The 19,309-nt window shown below is 69.8% G+C and carries 18 protein-coding genes and 3 pseudogenes; 12 read left to right on the top strand and 9 right to left on the bottom strand.

All coding sequences use genetic code 11. From position 1 onward, the window contains the following. Window positions 1–75 precede the first annotated feature (75 nt). Window positions 76–1,671, top strand: coding sequence for an ABC transporter substrate-binding protein (locus BM314_RS14680; RefSeq protein WP_091978614.1), 1,596 nt, complete (start codon window positions 76–78; stop codon window positions 1,669–1,671). A gap of 63 nt (window positions 1,672–1,734) precedes the next feature. On the opposite strand, the gene BM314_RS14675 is transcribed toward BM314_RS14680, so the two are convergent. The 5 genes from BM314_RS14675 to BM314_RS14655 are packed head-to-tail and all read right to left on the bottom strand — an operon-like array spanning window position 1,735 to window position 6,008. Continuing rightward, window positions 1,735–2,148, bottom strand: a complete 414-nt coding sequence (locus BM314_RS14675; protein ID WP_020094484.1) for a VOC family protein — start codon at window positions 2,146–2,148, stop codon at window positions 1,735–1,737. Window positions 2,149–2,197: 49 nt separating this feature from the next. Beyond that, window positions 2,198–3,232, bottom strand: a complete 1,035-nt coding sequence (locus tag BM314_RS14670; RefSeq protein ID WP_091978612.1) for a 5-oxoprolinase subunit C family protein — start codon at window positions 3,230–3,232, stop codon at window positions 2,198–2,200. Next, window positions 3,225–3,959 (bottom strand): 5-oxoprolinase subunit PxpB, encoded by a 735-nt coding sequence (pxpB, locus tag BM314_RS14665; RefSeq protein ID WP_091978610.1) that lies wholly within the window; start codon window positions 3,957–3,959, stop codon window positions 3,225–3,227. Before pxpB ends, BM314_RS14670 begins: the two co-directional genes overlap by 8 nt. After that, window positions 3,952–4,725: a LamB/YcsF family protein gene (locus BM314_RS14660; RefSeq protein ID WP_091978608.1), complete on the bottom strand. Its 774-nt coding sequence runs from the start codon at window positions 4,723–4,725 to the stop codon at window positions 3,952–3,954. Before BM314_RS14660 ends, pxpB begins: the two co-directional genes overlap by 8 nt. A gap of 26 nt (window positions 4,726–4,751) precedes the next feature. Next, window positions 4,752–6,008, bottom strand: a complete 1,257-nt coding sequence (locus BM314_RS14655) for a Zn-dependent hydrolase (RefSeq protein ID WP_091682417.1) — start codon at window positions 6,006–6,008, stop codon at window positions 4,752–4,754. 323 nt (window positions 6,009–6,331) lie between these two features. Here BM314_RS14655 and BM314_RS14650 point away from each other — a divergent pair, with 323 nt between their 5' ends. The 5 genes from BM314_RS14650 (at window position 6,332) to BM314_RS14630 (ending at window position 10,705) form a co-directional block, all read left to right on the top strand. Then, window positions 6,332–7,138 (top strand): amino acid ABC transporter ATP-binding protein, encoded by an 807-nt coding sequence (locus tag BM314_RS14650; protein ID WP_056527014.1) that lies wholly within the window; start codon window positions 6,332–6,334, stop codon window positions 7,136–7,138. Between the two features lie 34 nt (window positions 7,139–7,172). Beyond that, window positions 7,173–7,856, top strand: coding sequence for an amino acid ABC transporter permease (locus BM314_RS14645; protein WP_020094490.1), 684 nt, complete (start codon window positions 7,173–7,175; stop codon window positions 7,854–7,856). 65 nt (window positions 7,857–7,921) lie between these two features. After that, entirely contained in the window at window positions 7,922–8,731 is an 810-nt protein-coding gene (locus tag BM314_RS14640) for a transporter substrate-binding domain-containing protein (RefSeq protein ID WP_020094491.1), read from the top strand. Window positions 8,732–8,798: 67 nt separating this feature from the next. Then, entirely contained in the window at window positions 8,799–9,479 is a 681-nt protein-coding gene (locus BM314_RS14635; protein ID WP_091978606.1) for a GntR family transcriptional regulator, read from the top strand. Window positions 9,480–9,538: 59 nt separating this feature from the next. After that, window positions 9,539–10,705: a M24 family metallopeptidase gene (locus BM314_RS14630; protein WP_091978604.1), complete on the top strand. Its 1,167-nt coding sequence runs from the start codon at window positions 9,539–9,541 to the stop codon at window positions 10,703–10,705. A gap of 141 nt (window positions 10,706–10,846) precedes the next feature. Here BM314_RS14630 and BM314_RS31370 read toward each other — a convergent pair. Beyond that, window positions 10,847–12,031: pseudogene (locus BM314_RS31370) on the bottom strand (acyltransferase). A 39-nt stretch (window positions 12,032–12,070) separates the two neighbouring features. On the opposite strand from BM314_RS31370, the pseudogene BM314_RS31365 reads away from it, so the two are divergent. Both BM314_RS31365 and BM314_RS14605 read left to right on the top strand, forming a co-directional pair. Further along, window positions 12,071–12,634 (top strand): annotated as a pseudogene (locus tag BM314_RS31365) (glycosyltransferase). Beyond that, entirely contained in the window at window positions 12,619–13,011 is a 393-nt protein-coding gene (locus BM314_RS14605; protein WP_091978596.1) for a hypothetical protein, read from the top strand. The pseudogene BM314_RS31365 and the gene BM314_RS14605 overlap by 16 nt, the downstream one beginning before the upstream one ends. 281 nt (window positions 13,012–13,292) lie before the next feature. On the opposite strand, the gene BM314_RS14600 is transcribed toward BM314_RS14605, so the two are convergent. Next, window positions 13,293–14,579, bottom strand: coding sequence for a hydantoinase/carbamoylase family amidase (locus BM314_RS14600; protein ID WP_091978594.1), 1,287 nt, complete (start codon window positions 14,577–14,579; stop codon window positions 13,293–13,295). Window positions 14,580–14,814: 235 nt separating this feature from the next. Between BM314_RS14600 and BM314_RS14595 the strand changes: the two genes are divergently transcribed. From BM314_RS14595 to BM314_RS14585, 3 genes are all read left to right on the top strand, one after another. Further along, window positions 14,815–15,831, top strand: a complete 1,017-nt coding sequence (locus BM314_RS14595) for an LLM class flavin-dependent oxidoreductase (protein WP_091978592.1) — start codon at window positions 14,815–14,817, stop codon at window positions 15,829–15,831. A 160-nt stretch (window positions 15,832–15,991) separates the two neighbouring features. Beyond that, entirely contained in the window at window positions 15,992–16,381 is a 390-nt protein-coding gene (locus BM314_RS14590) for a nuclear transport factor 2 family protein (RefSeq protein ID WP_091978684.1), read from the top strand. A gap of 126 nt (window positions 16,382–16,507) precedes the next feature. Then, entirely contained in the window at window positions 16,508–16,999 is a 492-nt protein-coding gene (locus BM314_RS14585; protein ID WP_091978589.1) for a YidB family protein, read from the top strand. Between the two features lie 84 nt (window positions 17,000–17,083). Here the strand turns inward: BM314_RS14585 and BM314_RS31015 are convergent, their stop codons facing one another. After that, window positions 17,084–17,635 (bottom strand): MmcQ/YjbR family DNA-binding protein, encoded by a 552-nt coding sequence (locus BM314_RS31015; protein WP_244539945.1) that lies wholly within the window; start codon window positions 17,633–17,635, stop codon window positions 17,084–17,086. Between BM314_RS31015 and BM314_RS31010 the strand changes: the two are divergent. After that, window positions 17,565–17,726: pseudogene (locus BM314_RS31010) on the top strand (transposase); the annotation flags it as partial. The gene BM314_RS31015 and the pseudogene BM314_RS31010 overlap by 71 nt on opposite strands. A 287-nt stretch (window positions 17,727–18,013) precedes the next feature. Here BM314_RS31010 and BM314_RS14570 read toward each other — a convergent pair. Further along, the gene (locus tag BM314_RS14570) at window positions 18,014–18,988 is read right to left on the bottom strand and encodes a sterol desaturase family protein (protein ID WP_091978585.1); all 975 of its coding nucleotides are present in this window, start codon (window positions 18,986–18,988) and stop codon (window positions 18,014–18,016) included. Between the last annotated feature and the right edge of the window lie 321 nt (window positions 18,989–19,309).

Here is a 19,309-nt window from a genome sequence, read left to right as displayed (position 1 = left end):
AAATTGGCCTCGCACGGAAGGCCGACCGGCGCTCCCGTCCCCGTCCGCCTGACCCGGAACGCCAGGAGTGACCCCATGCTGCGACGAACCTTCCTGGGCGGTGCCGCCGCCGCGGCCGCCGCGCCCTTCCTGCCGGCCCGCCCGGCCCTCGCCCAGGGCGGCCGGGCGAGCGTCCTGCGCTTCGTGCCGCAATCCGACCTCACCATCGTCGATCCGGTGACGACCACGGCCTACGTCACGCGCAACCACGCGTTGATGGTGTTCGACCAGCTCTACGGCCTCGACGCGCAGTTCACGCCGCAGCCGCAGATGGTCGAGGGCCACACGGTCGAGGAGGACGGGCGGCGCTGGACCTTCCGGCTGCGCGAGGGCCTGAGATTCCACGACGGCGAGCCGGTGCGGGGCCGCGACTGCGTCGCGTCGATCCGGCGGTGGGCGCAACGCGACAGCCTCGGGCAGGCCCTGATGGCGCGCACGGACGCCCTGGAGGCGCCGGACGACCGCACCTTCGTCATTCGCCTGAAGCGGCCCTACGGGCTGATGCTCGAGACGCTGGCGAAGCTCGGTCCGCCGGTCCTCGTCATCATGCCCGAGCGCCTCGCCGCCACCGACCCGGCCCAGCAGATCCCCGAGCTGATCGGCTCCGGGCCGTTCCGGTTCAACACCAAGGAGCGGCTCGTCGGCGCCCGCGTGGTCTACGACCGCAACCCGGACTACCGGCCCCGGGAGAACGGCCCGGTCTCCTGGGTGGCGGGGCCGAAGCGTGTCCATTTCGAGCGAGTCGAGTGGCAGGTCATGCCGGATCCCGGCACCGCGGCCGCCGCCCTTCAGAACGGCGAGGTCGACTGGTGGGAGAACCCGATCAGCGATCTCGTGCCGACGCTTCAGGCGCACCCGCAGATCGCCACGCAGCTCGCCTCGCCGCTCGGCAATCTCGGCACCGGCGTGATGAATCATCTCCACCCGCCCTTCGACAAGCCCGCGGTCCGGCGCGTGGTCCTCGAGGCCCTGTCCCAGGCAGACTTCATGGCGGCGGCCGCCGGCGACGATCCCAAGCTGTGGCGCAAGGATGTCGGCCTGTTCACGCCGGGGACCGCGATGGCCACCGATGCCGGGCTCGACGTGCTCACCCGGCCGCGCGATCTCGCCAAGGCCAAGCGCGACCTCGTGGCGGCCGGCTACCAGGGCGAGCGCGTCGTGCTCATGTCGACGAGCGAGAACCCCGTGCTCGGCGCCCTCGGCGAGATCATGCACGACCTGCTCCAGCGCCTCGGGATGAACGTGCAGTACGTCGTGTCCGACTGGGGCACGCTGGTCACCCGCCGCGCCAGCAAGGTGCCCCCCGACCAGGGCGGCTGGAACATCTTCACCACGACCTGGACCGGCCTCGACATGGCCAACCCGGTCGTGGAGCAGGTCCTGCGCTGCGGCGGCGAGAAGGGCTTCTTCGGCTGGCCGGACCTGCCCGAACTGGAGAGGCTGCGGGAGGCCTGGATCGAGGCGCCGGACCAGGCCGCGCGCCAGGCGATCGCGGCCCGGATGCAGACCCTGGCGATGCGCGACGTGCCGTACCTGCCGACCGGCCAGTACTTCTACCGGACGGCCTTCCGGCGCGACCTCCGGGACGTGGTCGACGGCCAGTTCGTCTTCTGGAACGCCCGCCGCGCCTGACGGGCGGCGTGTCCTGGCCGCCCGTCGCCGCTCCGGCGGCGGGCCGCTTCGCGGATACGCGCCTCAGTGCGCGAAGACGCCGGCCAGATCCCGGAAACCCTTGACCTCGATCGGATTGCCGCTCGGGTCGAAGAAGAACATCGTGCGCTGCTCGCCGGGCTCGCCGGCGAAGCGGACGACCGGCGGGATGTCGAAGGCGATGCCGGCCGCCTCGACACGGCCGGCGAGCGCCTCCCAGGCGTCGAGCGGCAGCACCACGCCCAGATGCGGCATCATCACCGTGTGGTCGCCGACCTTCCCGCTCCGGGTGGTGGCGAAGGGCTCGCCCAGGTGCAGCGACAGCTGATGGCCGAAGAAGTCGAAATCGACCCAGGTCTCGGTGCTGCGGCCCTCCTGGCAGCCGAGGACGCCGCCGTAGAAGCGGCGCGCCGCGTCGAGGTCGGTGACGTGGTAGGCGAGGTGGAACGGCGTGAGCATCGACGGTCTCTTGCTTGCTGGGCTCGGTTGAGAGGGGGTTGCGGCGCCGTCAGGGCGCCGGATCGAGGGCACGCGCCGAGACGACGCCGCCGACGAGGTTGCAGGACAGCAGGAACGCGCTGTCGAGATCGCCGCCGCCGGCCGGCACCAGCGCCGTCAGCCGCGCGGCCAGAGCGCTTCGCGCGGCGCGGGCGATGGCCTGGGCCTCCGCGACAGCGACGGCCGCGAACCGGATCGTCTCCCCCGGCCGCACCTGCGCGAGGCGGCCGAGATCCGCCGAGATCACGGTGGCGATCTTCGGGTAGCCGCCGGTGGTGTGGCGGTCGGCCAGCAGGATCAGCGGGCGCCCGTGGCCGGGCACCTGGATCGAGCCGTTCACGATCCCGTCCGAGACGATGTTGAAGCCGCCCGCGTGGGCGATCGGCGGCCCGTCGAGGTGGCAGCCCATCCGGTCCGCCCGCGCCGTGAGGGTGTAGGCTTCGGAGAGGAAGGTCCGCAGGCCGTCCGCGGTGAAGCCGTCGGCCTGCGGCCCGAGCACCACCCGGATCGGCCCGCCGAAGGTCGGCCGGTGGGCCGGCGGCAGGGTCAGCGGGCGGTCGCGGGGCGCGGGCGCCGCGAGGGGCAGCAGGTCGCCCGCGGCCAGGGGTTGGCCGTCGAGGCCGCCGAGGCGGGTGCGGGTGTGTGTCGCCACGCTGCCTAGCATCGGCGCGACGGCGAAGCCCCCGGCGACCGCGAGGCAGGCGCGCAGGCCCTGCCGCGGTCCGCCCAGGACGAGCCGGTCGCCCCGCCGCAGGTCGTAGGCGGTGAACGGGTCGAGGGCGCGGCCGTTCAGGCTTATCGCGAAGGGCGCGCCGGCGAGGGCGACGCGGCAGATATCCGTCTCGCAGGCGAGGGTCGGACCGACCATCGCCATCTCGATCACCGCGGCGTCGAGCGGGTTGCCGACGAGGCCGTTGGCCAGGGCCAGCAGGTCGGGATCCATCGCGCCGGACCCCGAGATGCCGTAGCGCAGGTAGCCCGGCCGCCCGGCATCCTGCAGGGTCGAGGCCACGCCGGGGGCGATGACGCGCAGGCCCTCAGGCATCGATCCGCTCCAGGGTCGCGACGGTCTCGCCGGCGCGGGCGGCCTCGCTGAGGGCGTCGAACGCGGCGCGGTCGATCGGCTCGAACCGGATCAGGTCGCCGGCCGCGAACAGGAACGGCTCGGCCCGGCCCGGATCGTAGGAGCGCGCGGGCGTGCGGCCGATGAGCTGCCAGCCGCTCGGCAGCTCCAGGGGCGGCGAGACGCCGGTCTGGTTCCCGCCGATCGAGACGCTGCCGGCGGGCGTCTTGGGCCGCGGATCGGTGCGCCGGCTCGCGTGGAGCCGGGGATCGAGGCCGCCCAGATAGGCGAAGCCGGGGGCGAACCCGATCATGTAGACGCGGTAGTCGCGGCCGGAATGAAGGGCGATCACCGCCTCCGGGCTGAGGCCGGCCCCGGCGGCGAGGTCGTCGAGGTCGGCGCCGTGCGCGCCGCCGTAATGGACCGGCACCCGCCAGCGGCGCAGCGAGCCCGCCGCCCCGTCCGGCGGCGGCCAGTGCGCGGCGATCAGCGCGGCGAGGTCGGCCCGGGGCAGCAGGTCCGGATCGTAGAGGACGAGGAGCGAGCGGTAGGTCGGCACGGTCTCCAGGACGCCCGGGCGCCCGGCGCCGCGGAGCGCCGCGTCGAGGGCGATGACCCGCGCGTTGATCGCGGGATCGACCGCGCGGCCGAGCTCCACCGTGAGCGCCCGGTCGCCGCTATCGAGGAGGCGGTAGCCGGGCTCAGACACCGAGCACCTCGGCCATCGGGCGCAGGGCGATGCCCTTGGCGGCGCACTCTGCCCGCAGGCGGCGCGCCATGGCGACCGCGCCGGGCGTGTCGCCGTGGACGCAGACCGTGTCGATCCGCGTCGGGATGCGCCGCCCGGACAGGCAGGTGATCGCCCCGTCCTCCAGCATCCGCGCCACGCGCTCCGAGACGGAATCGGGATCGTGCAGCACGGCGCCGGGGAGCTTGCGCGAGACCAGGGTGCCGTCATCCGCGTAGGCGCGGTCGGCGTAGATCTCGCGCGCGATCGGCAGCCCGAGCTTCTCGCCGGCCCGCTCGGTCTCCAGGCCGGGCATCACCACGAAGATCAGGTCGCGGTCGAGGGTGCGGATCGCCCGGGCCACCGCCAGAGCGAGGTCGGCATCCTCGTTGGCCATGTTGCCCATGGCCCCGTGGGTCTTCACGTGGCGCACCGGGCAGCCGGCATCCTGCGCCAGCGCCAGCAGCGCGCCGACCTGGTAGAGCACCGCCTTCTCGATGTCGGCGGGGCGCTCGCCGTGGATCGGCCGCCGGCCGAAGCCCCAGAGGTCGAGGAAGCTCGGGTGGGCGCCCGCTTGCACGCCGTTCGCGGCGGCGCGGCTCAGGGTCTCGTGCATCACCAGCGGGTCGCCGGCGTGGAAGCCGCAGGCGATGTTGGCCGAGGTCGCCACGGTCAGCATCTCGGCGTCGTCGCCCAGACGGTAGACGCCGAAGCCCTCGCCCATGTCGCAGTTCAGATCGACGATCATCGGTGCATCCCTTCTCTCGCGCGGGGTCAGGCTTCGGCGACCAGGTGGGCCACCAGGGTGGCGGCGGCGCACAGATCCGCGATCCGCATCGCCTCGTCCGGGTTGTGGCTGCCGTTCTGGTTGCGGATGAAGATCATCGTGCTCGGCACGCCCTGGCCGGCCAGCGTCGCGGTGTCGTGCCCCGCCCCGCTCGCCATCGTGCGGAACGGCGTCCCGAGCCGGCGCGCGTGGCCGGACAGGGCCTCGACCAGCGCGGCGCTCATCCGCGCCGGCGTGCTGCCGGTCCGCTCGCCCAGCACGAAGCGTACCGAGCGGGCGGCCTCGATGGCGGCGATATGCTCGGCGAGCGCCGCCTCGACCCGGTCGAGAACGGCCGGCTCGGTGCTGCGCACGTCGAGGCAGAAGCGGACTTCGCCGGGGATCTTGGCGAAGGCGTGCTGAACCGGGTCGGTGGCGACCTCGCCCAGCGTGATCGTGGCCGGGCAGCCCTCCGCCTCCAGCCTGCCCCAGAGCGCGTCCAGGCCGGTGATCAGGTCGGCGAGGGCGAAGACGGCGTCGCTGCGGTCGCCCCGCGCCACGGCGCCGGAATGGCCGTAGCGGCCGAAGCAGGCCGCCTTGCGGTAGCGGAAGCTGCCGCTGATCGCCGTGACGAAGCCCACGGGGAGCCCGGCCGCCTCCAGCGCCGGGCCCTGCTCGATGTGCATCTCGACGAAGCCGTGGATCCGCGCCGGATCGAGGAGCCGCTCGCCCCGCGCCACCGCCCCCGGCCGCAGGCCGAGTTCGGCCATGTGGTCGCGCAGGCTCCTGCCGGTATCGGCGCGGGGCAGGTCGAGCACCTCCGGCGGCAGCAGGCCGAGCGCGGCCCGGCTGCCGACGTAGGAGGCCGGGAACCACACGCTCTCCTCGGCCCGGAACACCGCCACCGTCACGGGACGCGCCGGCACGATCCCAGCCCGGCGCAGGGCCTCCACGGCCGCGAGGCCGCCGATCACGCCCGCCGCCCCGTCGAAATTGCCCCCGTGGGGCACCGTGTCGACGTGAGAGCCGACCATCCAGGGCGCCAGTGCCGGGTCGCGGCCCGCCATCGTCAGGAACAGGTTGCCGGCCGCGTCGGTCTCGGCGGCGAGCCCGAGTGCCAGCCCGGTGGCTCGCATCAGGGCGTGGGCGCGCTCCTCGCCGACGCCGTAGGCCGCCCGCGTCACGCCCGGCGCGTCCTCGCTGAAGCTCAGGAGCTCGGCGAACAGGCCCGCGCAGAGATCCGGATCGATCGCGAGCCGGGTCATGCCGGCTGCCGCGCGGGTCCGACCCGGTCCATCGGCTGAACAATGAGGCACGCGCCCGGCGCAGTCGCGAAGGGAATACCGGGATCCGGAAGTTCGATGACCATGTCGGAGGCAGCCATGCTCAAAAATACCGCTTGAATGCCGGCGGTATACCGGTTCTGCTAAGGCATCCCATCCGATTTGGCAATGTAAAACGTCGGCGGATGGAAAATTAAATCTCTATATTGAGAGATTTTATGAACGATAAAACAGCAACATAATGCGATCTGCGTGCGGATCTAAGCATCGATCCGCGAAGCGACTGCAAAACATCAGGTTTAACGATGGCTCAGACCGAGACGGCCGCGCCCCCGCTCCTGAAGATCAGGAAGCTGCACAAGAGCTACGGCACCAACGAGGTCCTGAAGGGCATCTCCCTCGACATCCGAGAGGGCGAGGTCGTGTCGATCATCGGTGCGAGCGGCTCGGGCAAGAGCACGTTCCTGCGCTGCCTGAACCTCATGGAGACGCCGACCTCCGGCTTCATGGATTTCGAGCGCTTCGCCTTCGACTACGAGCAGGGCGCCCGCCGCCAGCCGACGCCGCAGCAGCTCTGCGAGTTGCGGGCGCGGATCGGCATGGTCTTCCAGAGCTACAATCTCTGGCCGCACATGACCGTGCTGGAGAACGTCATCGAGGCGCCGATCCGGGTACGTCGGATGCCGCGCCGGCAGGCCGTCGCGGAGGCGGAGGCGCTGCTCCAGCGCATCGGCCTCTACGAGAAGCGGCACGCCTACCCGTCGAAGCTCTCGGGCGGGCAGCAGCAGCGCGTGGCGATCGTGCGCGCCCTGGCGATGGCGCCCAAGGTGATGCTGTTCGACGAGGTGACCTCGGCCCTCGATCCGGAGCTGGTCGGCGAGGTGCTGGCGCTGATGGGCTCCCTCGCGGCGGACGGGATGACGATGCTGCTCGTCACCCACGAGATGGCCTTCGCCCGGGATGTCGGCACCCGCACCCTGTTCTTCGACGGCGGCGTGATCGCCGAGGACGGGCCGCCCGACGCCATCATCGGCGCGCCCCGGAGCGAGCGGCTGCGCCAGTTCCTCCGGCGCGTCCTGCACCAGCCCGCCGCGCCGGGACAGACGGCGTGAGCCGCCGGCCCATCACCGGGGAGAAGGGACAGCGATGAGCGTCGCGGCGTTGCAGGAGTGGTGGCTCACCCTCTCGGACGAGGTCGTCACCTACGGCCCCGGCTTCCTCTCGGCGACCCTAGTGGTGCTCGGCGTCACGGTGGCGAGCATCCTGGTGAGCTGGGCCTGCGGCCTGCTCGGGGCGCTGGGCAAGCGCTCGTCCTTCGCGCCCTTCCGGGCGCTGGCGAGCTTCTACGTCTGGTTCATCCGCGGCACGCCGACCCTCGTGCAGGTCTTCATCGTGTATTTCGGCATGCCGCAGGTCGGGGTGAAGCTCTCGCCCGTGACCGCCGGCATCATCGCGCTGGGTGTCAGCAGCGGCGCCTACGTGGCCGAGACGATCCGGGCCGGCCTCGCGGCGATCCCCCGGGGTCAGGTCGAGTCGGCGCTGGCGCTCGGCATGAACCCGCGGATCATGATGGTGCGCATCGTCCTGCCGCAGGTCTTCCGCATGATCCTGCCGTCGCTGACCAACGAGGCGATCTCGGCGGTGAAGAATACCTCGCTGCTGTCGACGATCACGGTGGTGGAGCTGACGCTCTACGCGCAGCTCATGATCGCCACGACCTTCCGGCCGTTCGATTTCTACATCGCGGCGGCGCTGATCTACCTCGGCCTCACGTCGATCCTGTCGCAGCTCTCGGCCTATTTCGAGCGGCGCTACGCCCGCCTGTCCTGAGCCCCCCCGCCGCGGGACGGGCCGCGGCCGATCCTTCCCGCCCCGTCCCGAGACCGGAGATCACCATGAACCGCCGCCACGTCCTCGCCCTCGCCGCCCTCTGCGCCAGCCTCGGCGCAGGGATCCTCGCCGCCCCCGCGACCCGCGCGGCCGAGGGCAAGCTGGAGCTGATCGAGCCCGGCAAGCTGATCGTGGCGACGGACAGCACCTTCGCGCCCTTCAGCATGCGCACGCCGAGCGGCGAGCTCGACGGGCTGGAGGTCCGGGTCATGCGCGAGGTCTGCCGCCGGCTCGGGCTCGAGTACAGCCCGGTCAACATCAAGTTCGACGCCCTGCTGGTGGGCCTGATGGCCGACCAGTACGACATCACCAGCGAGTCGATGGACATCACCCCCGCCCGGCAGAAGCAGGTCGCCTTCGCGGACGGGTGGCTCGAATCCGGCGCGCGGATCGTCACCCGCAAGGATACCGGCATCAAGGGGCCGGCGGATCTCAAGGGCCGCAACGTCGGCGCCCTCTCGGCCTCGACCTTCGGCAAGCTCGCCGAGGAGAACGGCGCCACCCTGAAGAGCTACAAGACGGCCGCGGACGCCATGCAGGACCTCGTCGGCGGCAACATCGACGCGGTGATCAACGACGCGGTGGCCGGCAACTACGCCATCAAGGCGCGCAAGCTGCCCCTGGTGATGATCGAGACCCCGCTGAGCACGGTCCAGAAGGGCTTCGCCATCAAGAAGGGCAAGCCGAACCTGCACGCCGCCGTCAACAAGGCGCTCGGCGAGATGGTCGCGGACGGTACCTACGCCAAGCTCGTTACCCCGCTGATCGGCTATGATCCGGCCCCGAAGGAGCCGATCCGCACGCCCGCCATGTGAGCGGGCACGGCGGACGCGCGAGAACAAGAATGGGGAGCGGCTGAGCCGGCCGCTCCGGGAGGACACCATGAAGACCCTCGACGCCGCGTCGTACACGACGGCGCTCAGTGCACGGCGCGAGCAGAGCCTCGGCCAGATGGCCTACGACCGCCTGCTCGACATGCTCGTCCGCCGCGACCTTCCGGCCGGCACCGTGCTGCACGAGCGCCGCCTCGCCGAGATGCTCGACATCTCCAGGACCCCGACCCGCGAGGCGATGTCGCGGCTGGAGACCGAGGGGTTGATCGAGCGGCAACCCGGCGGGATGCTCGTGGTCAAGGAATTCTCCCTGCGCGAGCTGATCGAGATCCTGCATGTCCGCCGCCTGCTGGAGCGGGAGAGCGTCGCGCTGGCCACCGGCCGCATCGCCGACGCGGTGCTGGCGGACCTGCAGCGTCAGATGGAGGCACTCTTGGCGGCGGGCGACCCGGACGCGCCGGGCAACTGGGAGGTCGACCGGCGCTTCCACGACCTGATCGCGGAGCACAGCCAGAACGCGACCCTCGCCAAGACGATCAAGGACCTGCGGCTCAAGACGCAGATGTTCAACCTGAGCCGGATGCCCGAGCGGTTCGAGGCGGTCCATCGCGAGCACCTCGCGGTGGTCGCCGCCCTGCGGGCCAAGGACGCGGCGGCGGCGGCGGACGCGATCGCGGCCCATCTCGAGAATTTCAAGCAGGGCATCATCCGGCGCCTGAGCGAAGTCTGAGCGAAGTCTGAGCGAAGTCTGAGCGAAGTCTGAGCGAAGTCTGGGACGAGGGCGGCGCGATGCACGAGTTCACGGAGCTGCGCGGCCGCGAGGCGGCCTTCCCGGAGGCGGAGTTCGCCGCCCGGCAGGCGGCGGCCCGGGCCGCCATCGCGGGTGCCGGCCACGACGCCCTCGTGGTGACCGGCCCGGAGACGATCTACTGGCTGACCGGCCGCCAGACGGCGGGCTACTTCGCCTTCCAGGCGCTCCTCGTGCCCGTGGACGGCGACCCGGCCCTCCTGGTCCGGCAGCTCGAACTGCCGGGCGCGGCCGCCAACACGTGGCTCGACGACATCCGGGCCTACCCGGACGGCGCCGACCCGGCCGCGGCCCTGGCGGCCCTCGTGCGCGGGCGCGGGGTCGCCCGGCCGGCCCTGGAGCGGGACGGCTGGTTCGTCGCGCCGGCGCTCGCGGCGCGGATCGACGCCGCCCTCGGAAGCGGCCCGCTGCCCGACGGATCCGGACTGCTCGCGCCCCTGCGGGCAGTGAAGTCGGCGGCCGAACTGGCGGCGATCCGGGCCGCCGCCCGGTACGCGCAGGCCGGTCTCGCCGCGGGGCTCGACGCCTGCGCGGCCGGCACCGACGAGAACGCCGTCGCCGCCGCCATGCTGGCGGCCGCGACGGTCGCCGGGTCCGAGGCCATGGCGATGGAGCCCCTGGTCGCGTCGGGACCGCGCAGCGGTCTGCCGCACATGACGTGGCGGCGGCGCCGGCTGGAGCCGGGCGACGCGGTCTTCCTCGAGCTCGCTGGCAGCCACGCCCGCTACCACGCGGCGCTGATGCGCAGCGTCTGGATCGGTCCGCCGCCGATCGAGGCGTCGCGGATGATGGACTGCGCCCTGCGCGCTCTCGACGCGGCGCTCGCCGCGATCCGGCCCGGCCATCCCTGCGCCGCCCCGCACGCGGCGGCGCAGGCCGTGATCGACGCGGCGGGCTACGGCCCGGCCTTCCGCAAGCGGATCGGCTACTCGATGGGCGTCGCCTTCGCGCCGGACTGGGGGGAGGGTGCCCTGCTCTCGCTCTTCACCGGACAGGACCGGCCGATCGAGCCCGGCATGGTCTTCCACCTGCCGGCCACCCTGCGCCGCTACGGCGCCTGGACGGTCGGCGCCTCGGAGACCGTCATCGTCACCGCAGACGGGGTCGAGCCCCTGTCCGACCTGCCGCGCACCCTGTCGGTGCGGTGAGGCGTCGCGGATAACCGCGGCCTGCAGGGACGGTCCGAAGGGAGGGACCGTATTCAGGGACGCGGCGCGCGTTCGATCACGCCGGAGGTGACCGGCGCTTCCGCCACGCCGCGCCCTGCGCCGCAGCCACGATGATCCCCTTCAGAGGCCATCAGGCCGCTCTCGACACCGGCGATCGATCCGGGGGATGATCGGCTTTCGGGACGCCTTGAGCAGGCGCGTGAGATAGGTGCGTATCGGCCGGTCGTATAAGCGCAGCGCCAGGTAGCTCAAGATCAACGTCGCTGCGAAGAGCGTTGCGGCCTCGATCGCGGCCGACTTCCCGCCGCTCAGCTTCTGGTACAGGCCGTGGATCCACGAGAAGATCGGAAAATGCAGGGCGTAGATCGGATACGATAGGTCTCCGCCGAGGGTCGAGAGGTCTTTCAGCGGGTCCGACAGGGTGCTGGACGATCCGCCGACGACGAGCAGGGGGGCCAGCAGCAGCTTCCAGAGCATCCGCTGCGTGTGGTTCAGTTCGTACGGCATGGTGAAGATGATCACCATCACGACGAGCAGGACGTAGAAGACCGGCGTCAGGTTGGCCCGCCGAGCGAGCAGATCCTTGATCTGGTAGCAGAAGACACCGACGAAGAAGGACCACCCGACGTGGCCGAATCCGCCCATGAAGTTATCCGTCTGATCGCCGTCGATTCACACGGTCATGACGAAGCAAGCGGACACGATGTAGAGAGATGCCGACGCGTAAACCGGTTTGAGGTATCGGATCGACCACCAGAACGCGTTGGCCACGATCTCGAAGAACAGCGAGACCTGTGGGCCGTTTAATGGAAAGACCTGAGGACCGCCGATCCGCGGCGGGGCATGGAAGTAGGGGATGTTGAGGAGCGCGAGAAGGACGGCGACGACGATCTGGCTGGCGTAGGTGGCGCCGGACGTCATGGAATTTCGCAGCGCGACATACGGCGCGCTGATGAGGAGCGAGAGCGCGATGACGGGCATCAACCGGACGAGACGCTGAAAAAGGAAGTCCATGTTGGACAGCCGGTCCCTTCGATCCTTGTAAGCGCGGGCAAGGACGAAGCCGCTCAACGTGAAGTACGTATCGACGGAAAGTCCTCCATTGACGGCGAGCCACGGCACATCCAGCCAGGGCCCGGTATGAAAGAGGCGCACGTAGAGAGCGGACAGACCGCGTGTGCCGTCCAGAGCCGCGCAATGTTTAACTTTGTCAGCGGGCGATGGCGCGGTCGAGCCCGGGAGCGCATTCTCTGCCGTCGCGCAGGCTCGAAGGCGCAGCCACAGTGGCGGCAATATTATCCTCATCACTTGGTGATACTGCTTTGCTCTCCGATCTGAACGGGCATGATGCGATACGAACACGGTATATCGGTCGTCATCGCAACACATAATGGTTCCGCGTTCCTCCGCGAGCAGCTGCACAGCCTCGTCATGCAAACCGGGCGCCCGCTGGAAATCATCCTCTCAGACCACAACTCGACCGAGAATACCCTTGAAATTGTTCAGTAATTTGTGCCCTCAAGCAAAATTTCAATTCGAATATTCCGGAACTCGCCCGCACTAGGCTTTCGGGACAGTTTCTTGTGCGAAGCGCTGCGCGCACGCGGGCATTTCGTGGCCTTCTGCGATCAGGACGACATCTGGGACCCGAGGAAGATCGAGCTTTGCTCGCACCACATCGATGATCGCGCCGTGTCCATGATCGCCCATACAGCCCTGAGCCTCGACGCGGGCAACCGCGCGCTCCGGTTATTCTCGCAGGGGATCCAGCGCGATGGCGTGAAGCCGCCACTGAGCTACGATCCCTGGCTGACGTTCTTCGGCTTCTCGATCGTCTTCCGCCGCGATCTCCTGACCTATGGGATATCGAAGACCGCTTCATCGATTTCATCGTGCCGAGCGCGATGATCGCGCACGATCGGTGGGTGACGTTCCTCGCGCAAGTCGTCGGGCAAGTCGTCGGGCAAGTCGTCGGGCAAGTCGTGGAGATCGATGTCCCGCTCGTCCACTACCGCCAGCACGGCAACAACCTGTTCGGCGACGGGACGCGCGTGCGGCATCCCAGGCCCAGGAGCGCGGCCGGCGGATCGGATCCCTACCGGCACACGACCGCCGCGATGATCCGGATCGTCACACGTCTGCCGGACGCGAGCGCGGGGGCCTTCCCGCTCTTCGATCGGGACCGCGCGGTCGGTTTCCTGCAGCGCGCGCTGCACCAGCTCGACGAGCGGGAAGCCGTCTACAGGTCGGCCTCGAGGCGCTCAAGCGCCTCTGCGCTCTGGTGACCTCCGGGACCTACCGGGCCGTCCACGACGGCAACATCCGTTGGTGGTCGGTCGCAAAGGACCTCACGTTCACGCTGGTCCGACGCTGACGGCCCGCGCCGACCGTGTGGCAGGTCTAGCGGGCCTCATCGCCGGCCCGGCCAGACGACTGGGCCCGCATCGAACGGCCCGCCGCGTACAGCGCAGCGCCTCCCGGCGCTCCGCGAACGTCCTGCGGAGCCTCGGACCTGTCGGTGCGGCGGCGGACCCGACGAGCGCTTCGCCGGTCGACGCGCATCCGGTCAGGCGCCGCAGGTTTCCGCCACGAGCCACGCGGTGAGGATCGCCACGGCGTCGAGCAGGTCGTCGATCGCCATGGCCTCGCGCGGATTGTGACTGCCGTTGGCGTTGCGCACGAGCAGCATCGCCATGGGCACGCCGGCCTTCGCGAAGGCGGCGGCGTCGTGAGAGGCCGGGCTGCCGAGGGGCCGCGTCGCGATGCCGAGGGCGTCCGCGGCCGCCGCGAACCCGTCACGGATCCGCGGCGCGACGGCGCCGACGCCCGCCTCGGCGCGCGGACCCAGCGTCACCGTCACGCCGCGGCGGTCGGACACCTCCGCCACCGCTGCCAGGATCGCCGCCTCCAGTTCCGCCAGCACCGCGGCCGCGTAGGCCCGCATGTCGAGGCTGAACCGGAACTCGCCCGGGACCGTGGTCAGGCCGTGCGCCTCGGCGTCGGTGTGGAACCGGCCGAAGGTGACGGCCATCGCGCACCCGGCCGCCTCGCGCTCCGCCCAGACCCGGTCCAGCGCCAGGGCGATCTCGGCCCCGGCCATGGCCGCGTCGCGCCGGAAGCGGCGCGGCGTCCCGACATGGTCGTAGCGGCCGGCGATGCGGACGTCGGGATAGCGGACGTTGCCGGGGATCCCGGTGCAAAGCCCGACCGGGATCCCGGCCTCCTCGAGGCTCGGCGCCTGCTCGATATGCACCTCCAGGAAAGCGTGGATCGCGGCTGCGTCGAAGGCCGCCGGGCCGCGGGCGAGCGCGTCCGGGTCGCCACCCTCCCGGGCGATGTGGTCGGCGAGGCTGAGGCCCGTGTCGATCCGGGCCGCGTCGAGCGCCCCGTCCGGCAGGGCTCCGAGCGCCGCGCGGCTCCCGATATACGAGACCTGGAACCAGACGTTCTCCTCGGCGCGGATGCCCAGGACGGAGATGTCCCGCTCCGGCTCCAGGCCGAGTTGGCGGATGGCCGCGACGGCGGCGAGCCCGGCCACCACGCCGGCGGCACCGTCGAAGTTGCCGCCCTGGGCCACGGTGTCGAGGTGGGAGCCGATCAGGATCGGCGGCAGGGTTCGGTCCCGCCCCGGCAGCGTCATGGCGGTGTTGGCGGCGGCGTCCCGGGCGATCGCGAGGCCGAGATCGGAGGCGCAGCGCGCCACCGCCGCGTGCGCCGCGGTCTCCTCCGGGCTGTAGGAGGGCCGGGTGAACCCGGGCTCCGTCCGGCCGCACCGGGCCAGCTCCGCGAACAGGGCCTCGACCCGGCCGCGCTGCGCGCGCACGGCGGCCGTGATGGCGGACACGCGGTCCATCGCTACGCCTCCCCGAACGCCGGTCCCCGGGACGGGCCCGCCGGTGCCCCTGCCACTTTCGTGCCGGCCCGCCGGATTACCGGGCCCGGTCACCGAGCCCGGTCACCGGGACCGAGTCTGCCGGATCGCCGGGCGCGCGGCCAGCCGCGCGGGTCAGCCCCGCGGCGCGGGATCGTTGCCCGGCCGGATTCCGGCGGCTATCGCCGGTCCCGGCAGGCGGGCGGAGGTTCTGCAAATGAAGACGATCGGGTTCCTGTCCTTCGGGCACTGGTCGCCGACCGGCGGATCGGCGACGCGCAGTGCGGCCGACACACTCCTCCAGTCGATCGACCTCGCGGTCGCCGCGGAGGAGCTCGGGGCAGACGGCGCCTATTTCCGGGTCCACCATTTCGCGCGCCAGCTCGCCTCGCCCTTCCCGCTGCTGGCGGCGGTCGGCGCCCGGACGAAGCGGATCGAGATCGGCACCGGCGTCATCGACATGCGCTACGAGAACCCGTTCTCCATGGTCGAGAATGCCGGCGCGGCGGACCTCATCGCGGGCGGACGCCTGCAGCTCGGGCTCAGCCGCGGCTCGCCCGAGCAGGTCATCGACGGCTGGCGGCACTTCGGCTTCGCCCCGGCCGAGGGCGAGACGGACGCCGATATGGGGCGCCGGCACACCGAGGTCTTCCTCGACCTCCTGAAGGGAACGGGGTTCGCCGAGCCCAACCCGCGGCCGATGTTCGCCAACCCGCCGGGACTCCTGCGCCTGGAGCCGCATTCCGAGGGGTTGCGGGATCGCATCTGGTGGGGATCAGCCTCCGACGCGACCGCGATCTGGGCGGCGCAGCAGGGCATGAACCTGCAGAGCTCGACCCTGAAGGCGGACGAGACCGGCGAGCCGTTCCACGTCCAGCAGGCCAAGCAGATCCGCCGCTACCGGCAGGCGTGGCAGGATGCGGGACACGCCCGCACGCCGCGGGTCTCGGTCTCGCGCTCGATCTTCGCGCTCGTGAACGACCTCGACCGCGCCTATTTCGGGCGCGGAACGAGCAGCGACCAGGTCGGCATCATCGACAACATGCGGGCGGTGTTCGGCCGCTCCTACGCCGCGGAGCCGGACCGTCTGGTCGACGAGCTGCGCGCCGACGCGGCGATCGCGGAGGCCGACACCCTGCTGCTGACGGTCCCGAACCAGCTGGGCGTCGCCTACAACGCCCACCTCATCGAGAGCCTGCTCACGCACGTGGCCCCCGCGCTCGGGTGGCGCTGAGCCGACCTCCGGCCGGGTTCGCCGGCGCCGAGGGCATGCAGCTCCTCGGCCGGCCCTGTCCCGGGGCCCGTCGGCCTACCCATCGCCGCGAGCGTGCGGTAGCCTCCCGTCGGCCCGTCACGCGGTGCCCGAGTCCGGCACTTGCATGGGGATCACCGGGATGTCGCACCCCGTGGACTGGAACGCGTTCGCCGACGCGTGGTGCGCCGCCTGGAACGCCCACGATGTCGAGCGGGTGCTGGCCCATTTCCACGACGACGCCGTGTTCACCTCGCCGGGCGCCGCGCGCATCGTCCCCGCTTCGGGCGGATCGGTGCGGGGCAAGGATGCGCTGCGCGCCTACTGGACGGAGGCCCTGCGGCGGATCCCGGACCTCCACTTCGCGGTGGAGCAGGTCTTCGCGGGCATCGACACGCTGGTGATCCAGTATCGCAACCAGAAGGGTGTGAGCGTCAGCGAGGTGCTCGTCTTCGAGGATGGCCGCGTGCGGGCGGGGCACGGCACCTACCCGATCGGCGTCGACAACCCGGTCGGTGCCGCGGCGGGCTAGAGCCGTTCGCGATGCGGCCGCGCCGGCCTCGGCGGGGCCGCCCGCATCGCAACCGGGTCAGCGCGCGTTGGTTGGCGTCGCGTGGCGAACGGGCGCGGGCCCGCTGCCCGCAGCGGGAGACGAACCATGAGTGATGGCTACCCTTCGATGACGGCGCTCCTGGGCCTCCTCGCCCTGGCAGGCTACCAGAACCGCGACAAGCTCGCGGAACTGCTGGGCGGCGCCGGTCAGACCGCGCCGGCGGGCCCCGGCGGCCCGGCCGACGGCTCCAACGGCGCCTCCAACAGCGGCTCCGGTGCCGGCCTGGGCGGTCTCCTCGGCGGCCTGCTGGGCGACAGGCGCGGCGAGGCTCCCGGCGGGTTCCTGCACAGCGGCCTCGGCGAGATGCTGGACCGCTTCCAGCAGGCCGGTCACGGGACGGCCGCCCAGTCCTGGGTCAACCCGGGACCGAACCAAGAAATCGCGCCGCATCATCTGGAACAGGCGATCGGACCCGACGTCCTCGCGGCTCTCACCCAGCGGACGGGACTGTCCCGCGATGAGCTGCTCTCCCGGCTGTCCCGCGAGCTCCCCCGGGCCGTCGACCGCTACACGCCCGACGGACGGATCCCGGCCTGAGGTCTGGCCGGCGGACGGATCCCGGCCCGACCTTGGGGGTCGGGACCGTCACGGTCGGCGGGGCGTGGGCGACGGGCGCCGGTCTCAGGCGCCGCCGCGCCGCGCGCGCGGCTTCGGCGCGGCGAGCCGGTGGGCCGCCGTCAGGGCCGACATCAGGGTCGCCTCGTCGACGATCGCGAGGTCGCACCGCGTCGCGCCCATCCGCCCCCAGCCGCCCGGAACGGGGCTGAAAGCCGCCGGCACCTGCTCGCAGAAGAAGTCGCGCAGGTCCGGGTCGAACATCAGGTTGATGTCGTGGCCCACCTCGTCCAGCGTCGCGAAGGTCTTGCGCGGCGTCCGGAAGGCCGTCCTGTGGAAGTGGGGGGCGGAGGTCACAGCCTCCAACGTCGCGATGAGCGCCTTCACGCGCGCGATATCGACGCCCATCGCGGCCCTCCTCCCCTGGTTCGGGCACTCATACAACGATCTGCGTCCGCTCGCGTCCGCTTCCTGATTGTGGAGTTCTCCGCGCGAGAGGATCGCGATGGCGCGGTTGTTCTGGCTCTCGGACGACGCCTGGGCGCGGATCGAGCCGCTTCTGCCGCATGGCCAAACGGGCAAACCTCGGATCGACGACAGGCGGGTGATCAGCGGCATCCGGCACGTCCCGAAGGTCGGCTGCCGCTGGCAGGACACGCCCTCCGCCCACGGCACCCACACGACGATCCACAACCGCTACAACAGGTGGCTCATCGCGGGCTCTGACGGCCGACAGAGCCTGCGACGCGCAGAGCCTGGGAGATTGGCTCAAGAGCCACCGAACTGATCGCCACCATCCCGTCCACGGCCACGCGGACGGTGCCCTACAAACACAGCCGGATCGCCGACCGGCGGCGCAATCGAGTCGCGCGCCTTTGCGGACACCTCAGAAACTGGCGGCCCGTCACGACCCACCACGATCGCTTGACCCATAATCATCTCGCCGCCGTCGCGCTCGTCTCCCGTGTCATCGCATGGGCCTGAATGAGCCCCCAGCTAGGATGCCGATCGCTCGGTTGAGCCTGTTTCATGATTGAACATTTTCCGGATCTTTCTGTAGCTCCTGGTCAGAGGCGCGACATAGGACCCGTACAGAGAGTTGTATTTCATCAACGTTTCGTCTTTGAGGCCAGAGATGCCGAATACCGGTATCTCGTTCCGACTCGGTCTATAGGCAGTCCCGAACATCCAATCGAATATAGACAAATTTGTACCGAAATTTTTGTCCCAATGCGCCTGCACCTTGCTGTGATGTATCTGGTGCATATGCGGACTGATCAGGAATTTATCGAAGAAACCCAAGCTTATCGGAAGATGCGAATGCTTCAGCGGATCGAGAGTGAGAAGAATAAAAACTTTCGATGCGACCCAAGATAGTGACGTTGCCTCAACGACGCTGAGACCGAACAGGAACATGAACAAGCCACCGGGCACGGCAGTCAGAAGCCCTCGAACGATGGCTTCGAGCGCCATCCCCACGGGATGGCCTCGCTTCGATGTCAGAGGGTTCAGAGTTTGCGCCGAATGATGGACTTTATGAAGCTCCCACAGGAACGGCACTTTATGCTCAACATAATGGCAGATAAAATCCGAGAATTCTACGACAACGAACACGACGATCGTGCAAATACTGGCATAAAGAATACTAAACTCGAGGTTCTTGAAATCCGGGAAAAGTAGATGCGCGAGAGAACTATATGCATTGCAGCAAACAGCAGTGAGAAATATGGCAGGTATCACGATGAAACTGCCTGTCAATTTTCCAATGATGTATATTTTTACATCTGTATGGAAGCTTTTTTCCGTGAGGACATTGAACGGTACGCAGTGCTTCGCAAGTCCACGGAATGAGAATTTCGCGCGGTTCTTTGCAATATAAGCTACATAAAATGCCAGTCCGAACCCGAAAAACATCGTCCAGGTAATAATCAACTGTGGCGCATGAATGATTTGCTTGAAAAAATCAGTCATCGCTCCCTCCAACGCAATTCAATCGATTCCAGAAAGGCAGGCGCGCACCAAAGCGATGCGGCCGACTCTCCCAATATTGATCTAAAAATTGTCAGATATTAGACCTAGCGTCTATGTTCAATAAGTTTTTGAGATCGTCCCTATTAACCCACGTCAAGGTCGTTATGGGAGCACCCATACGAGCGTGCGGCTCCGTCGCGATGAGAGCGCTGCAGCACGGGCTCCGGGCCGGCACCTACGATCCGCTTTCGGACTGGAGGCGGGCCCAGCACGCCGGCGGCATCGGAATCCGGCCGGCGATGGGGATGCGCCCGGGATCGG

The organism is Methylobacterium sp. 13MFTsu3.1M2, from assembly GCF_900112625.1.
Lineage (GTDB): Bacteria > Pseudomonadota > Alphaproteobacteria > Rhizobiales > Beijerinckiaceae > Methylobacterium.
Note: the sequence above shows the minus strand (reverse complement) of the source record. Positions and strands in the feature narration are given on the sequence as shown.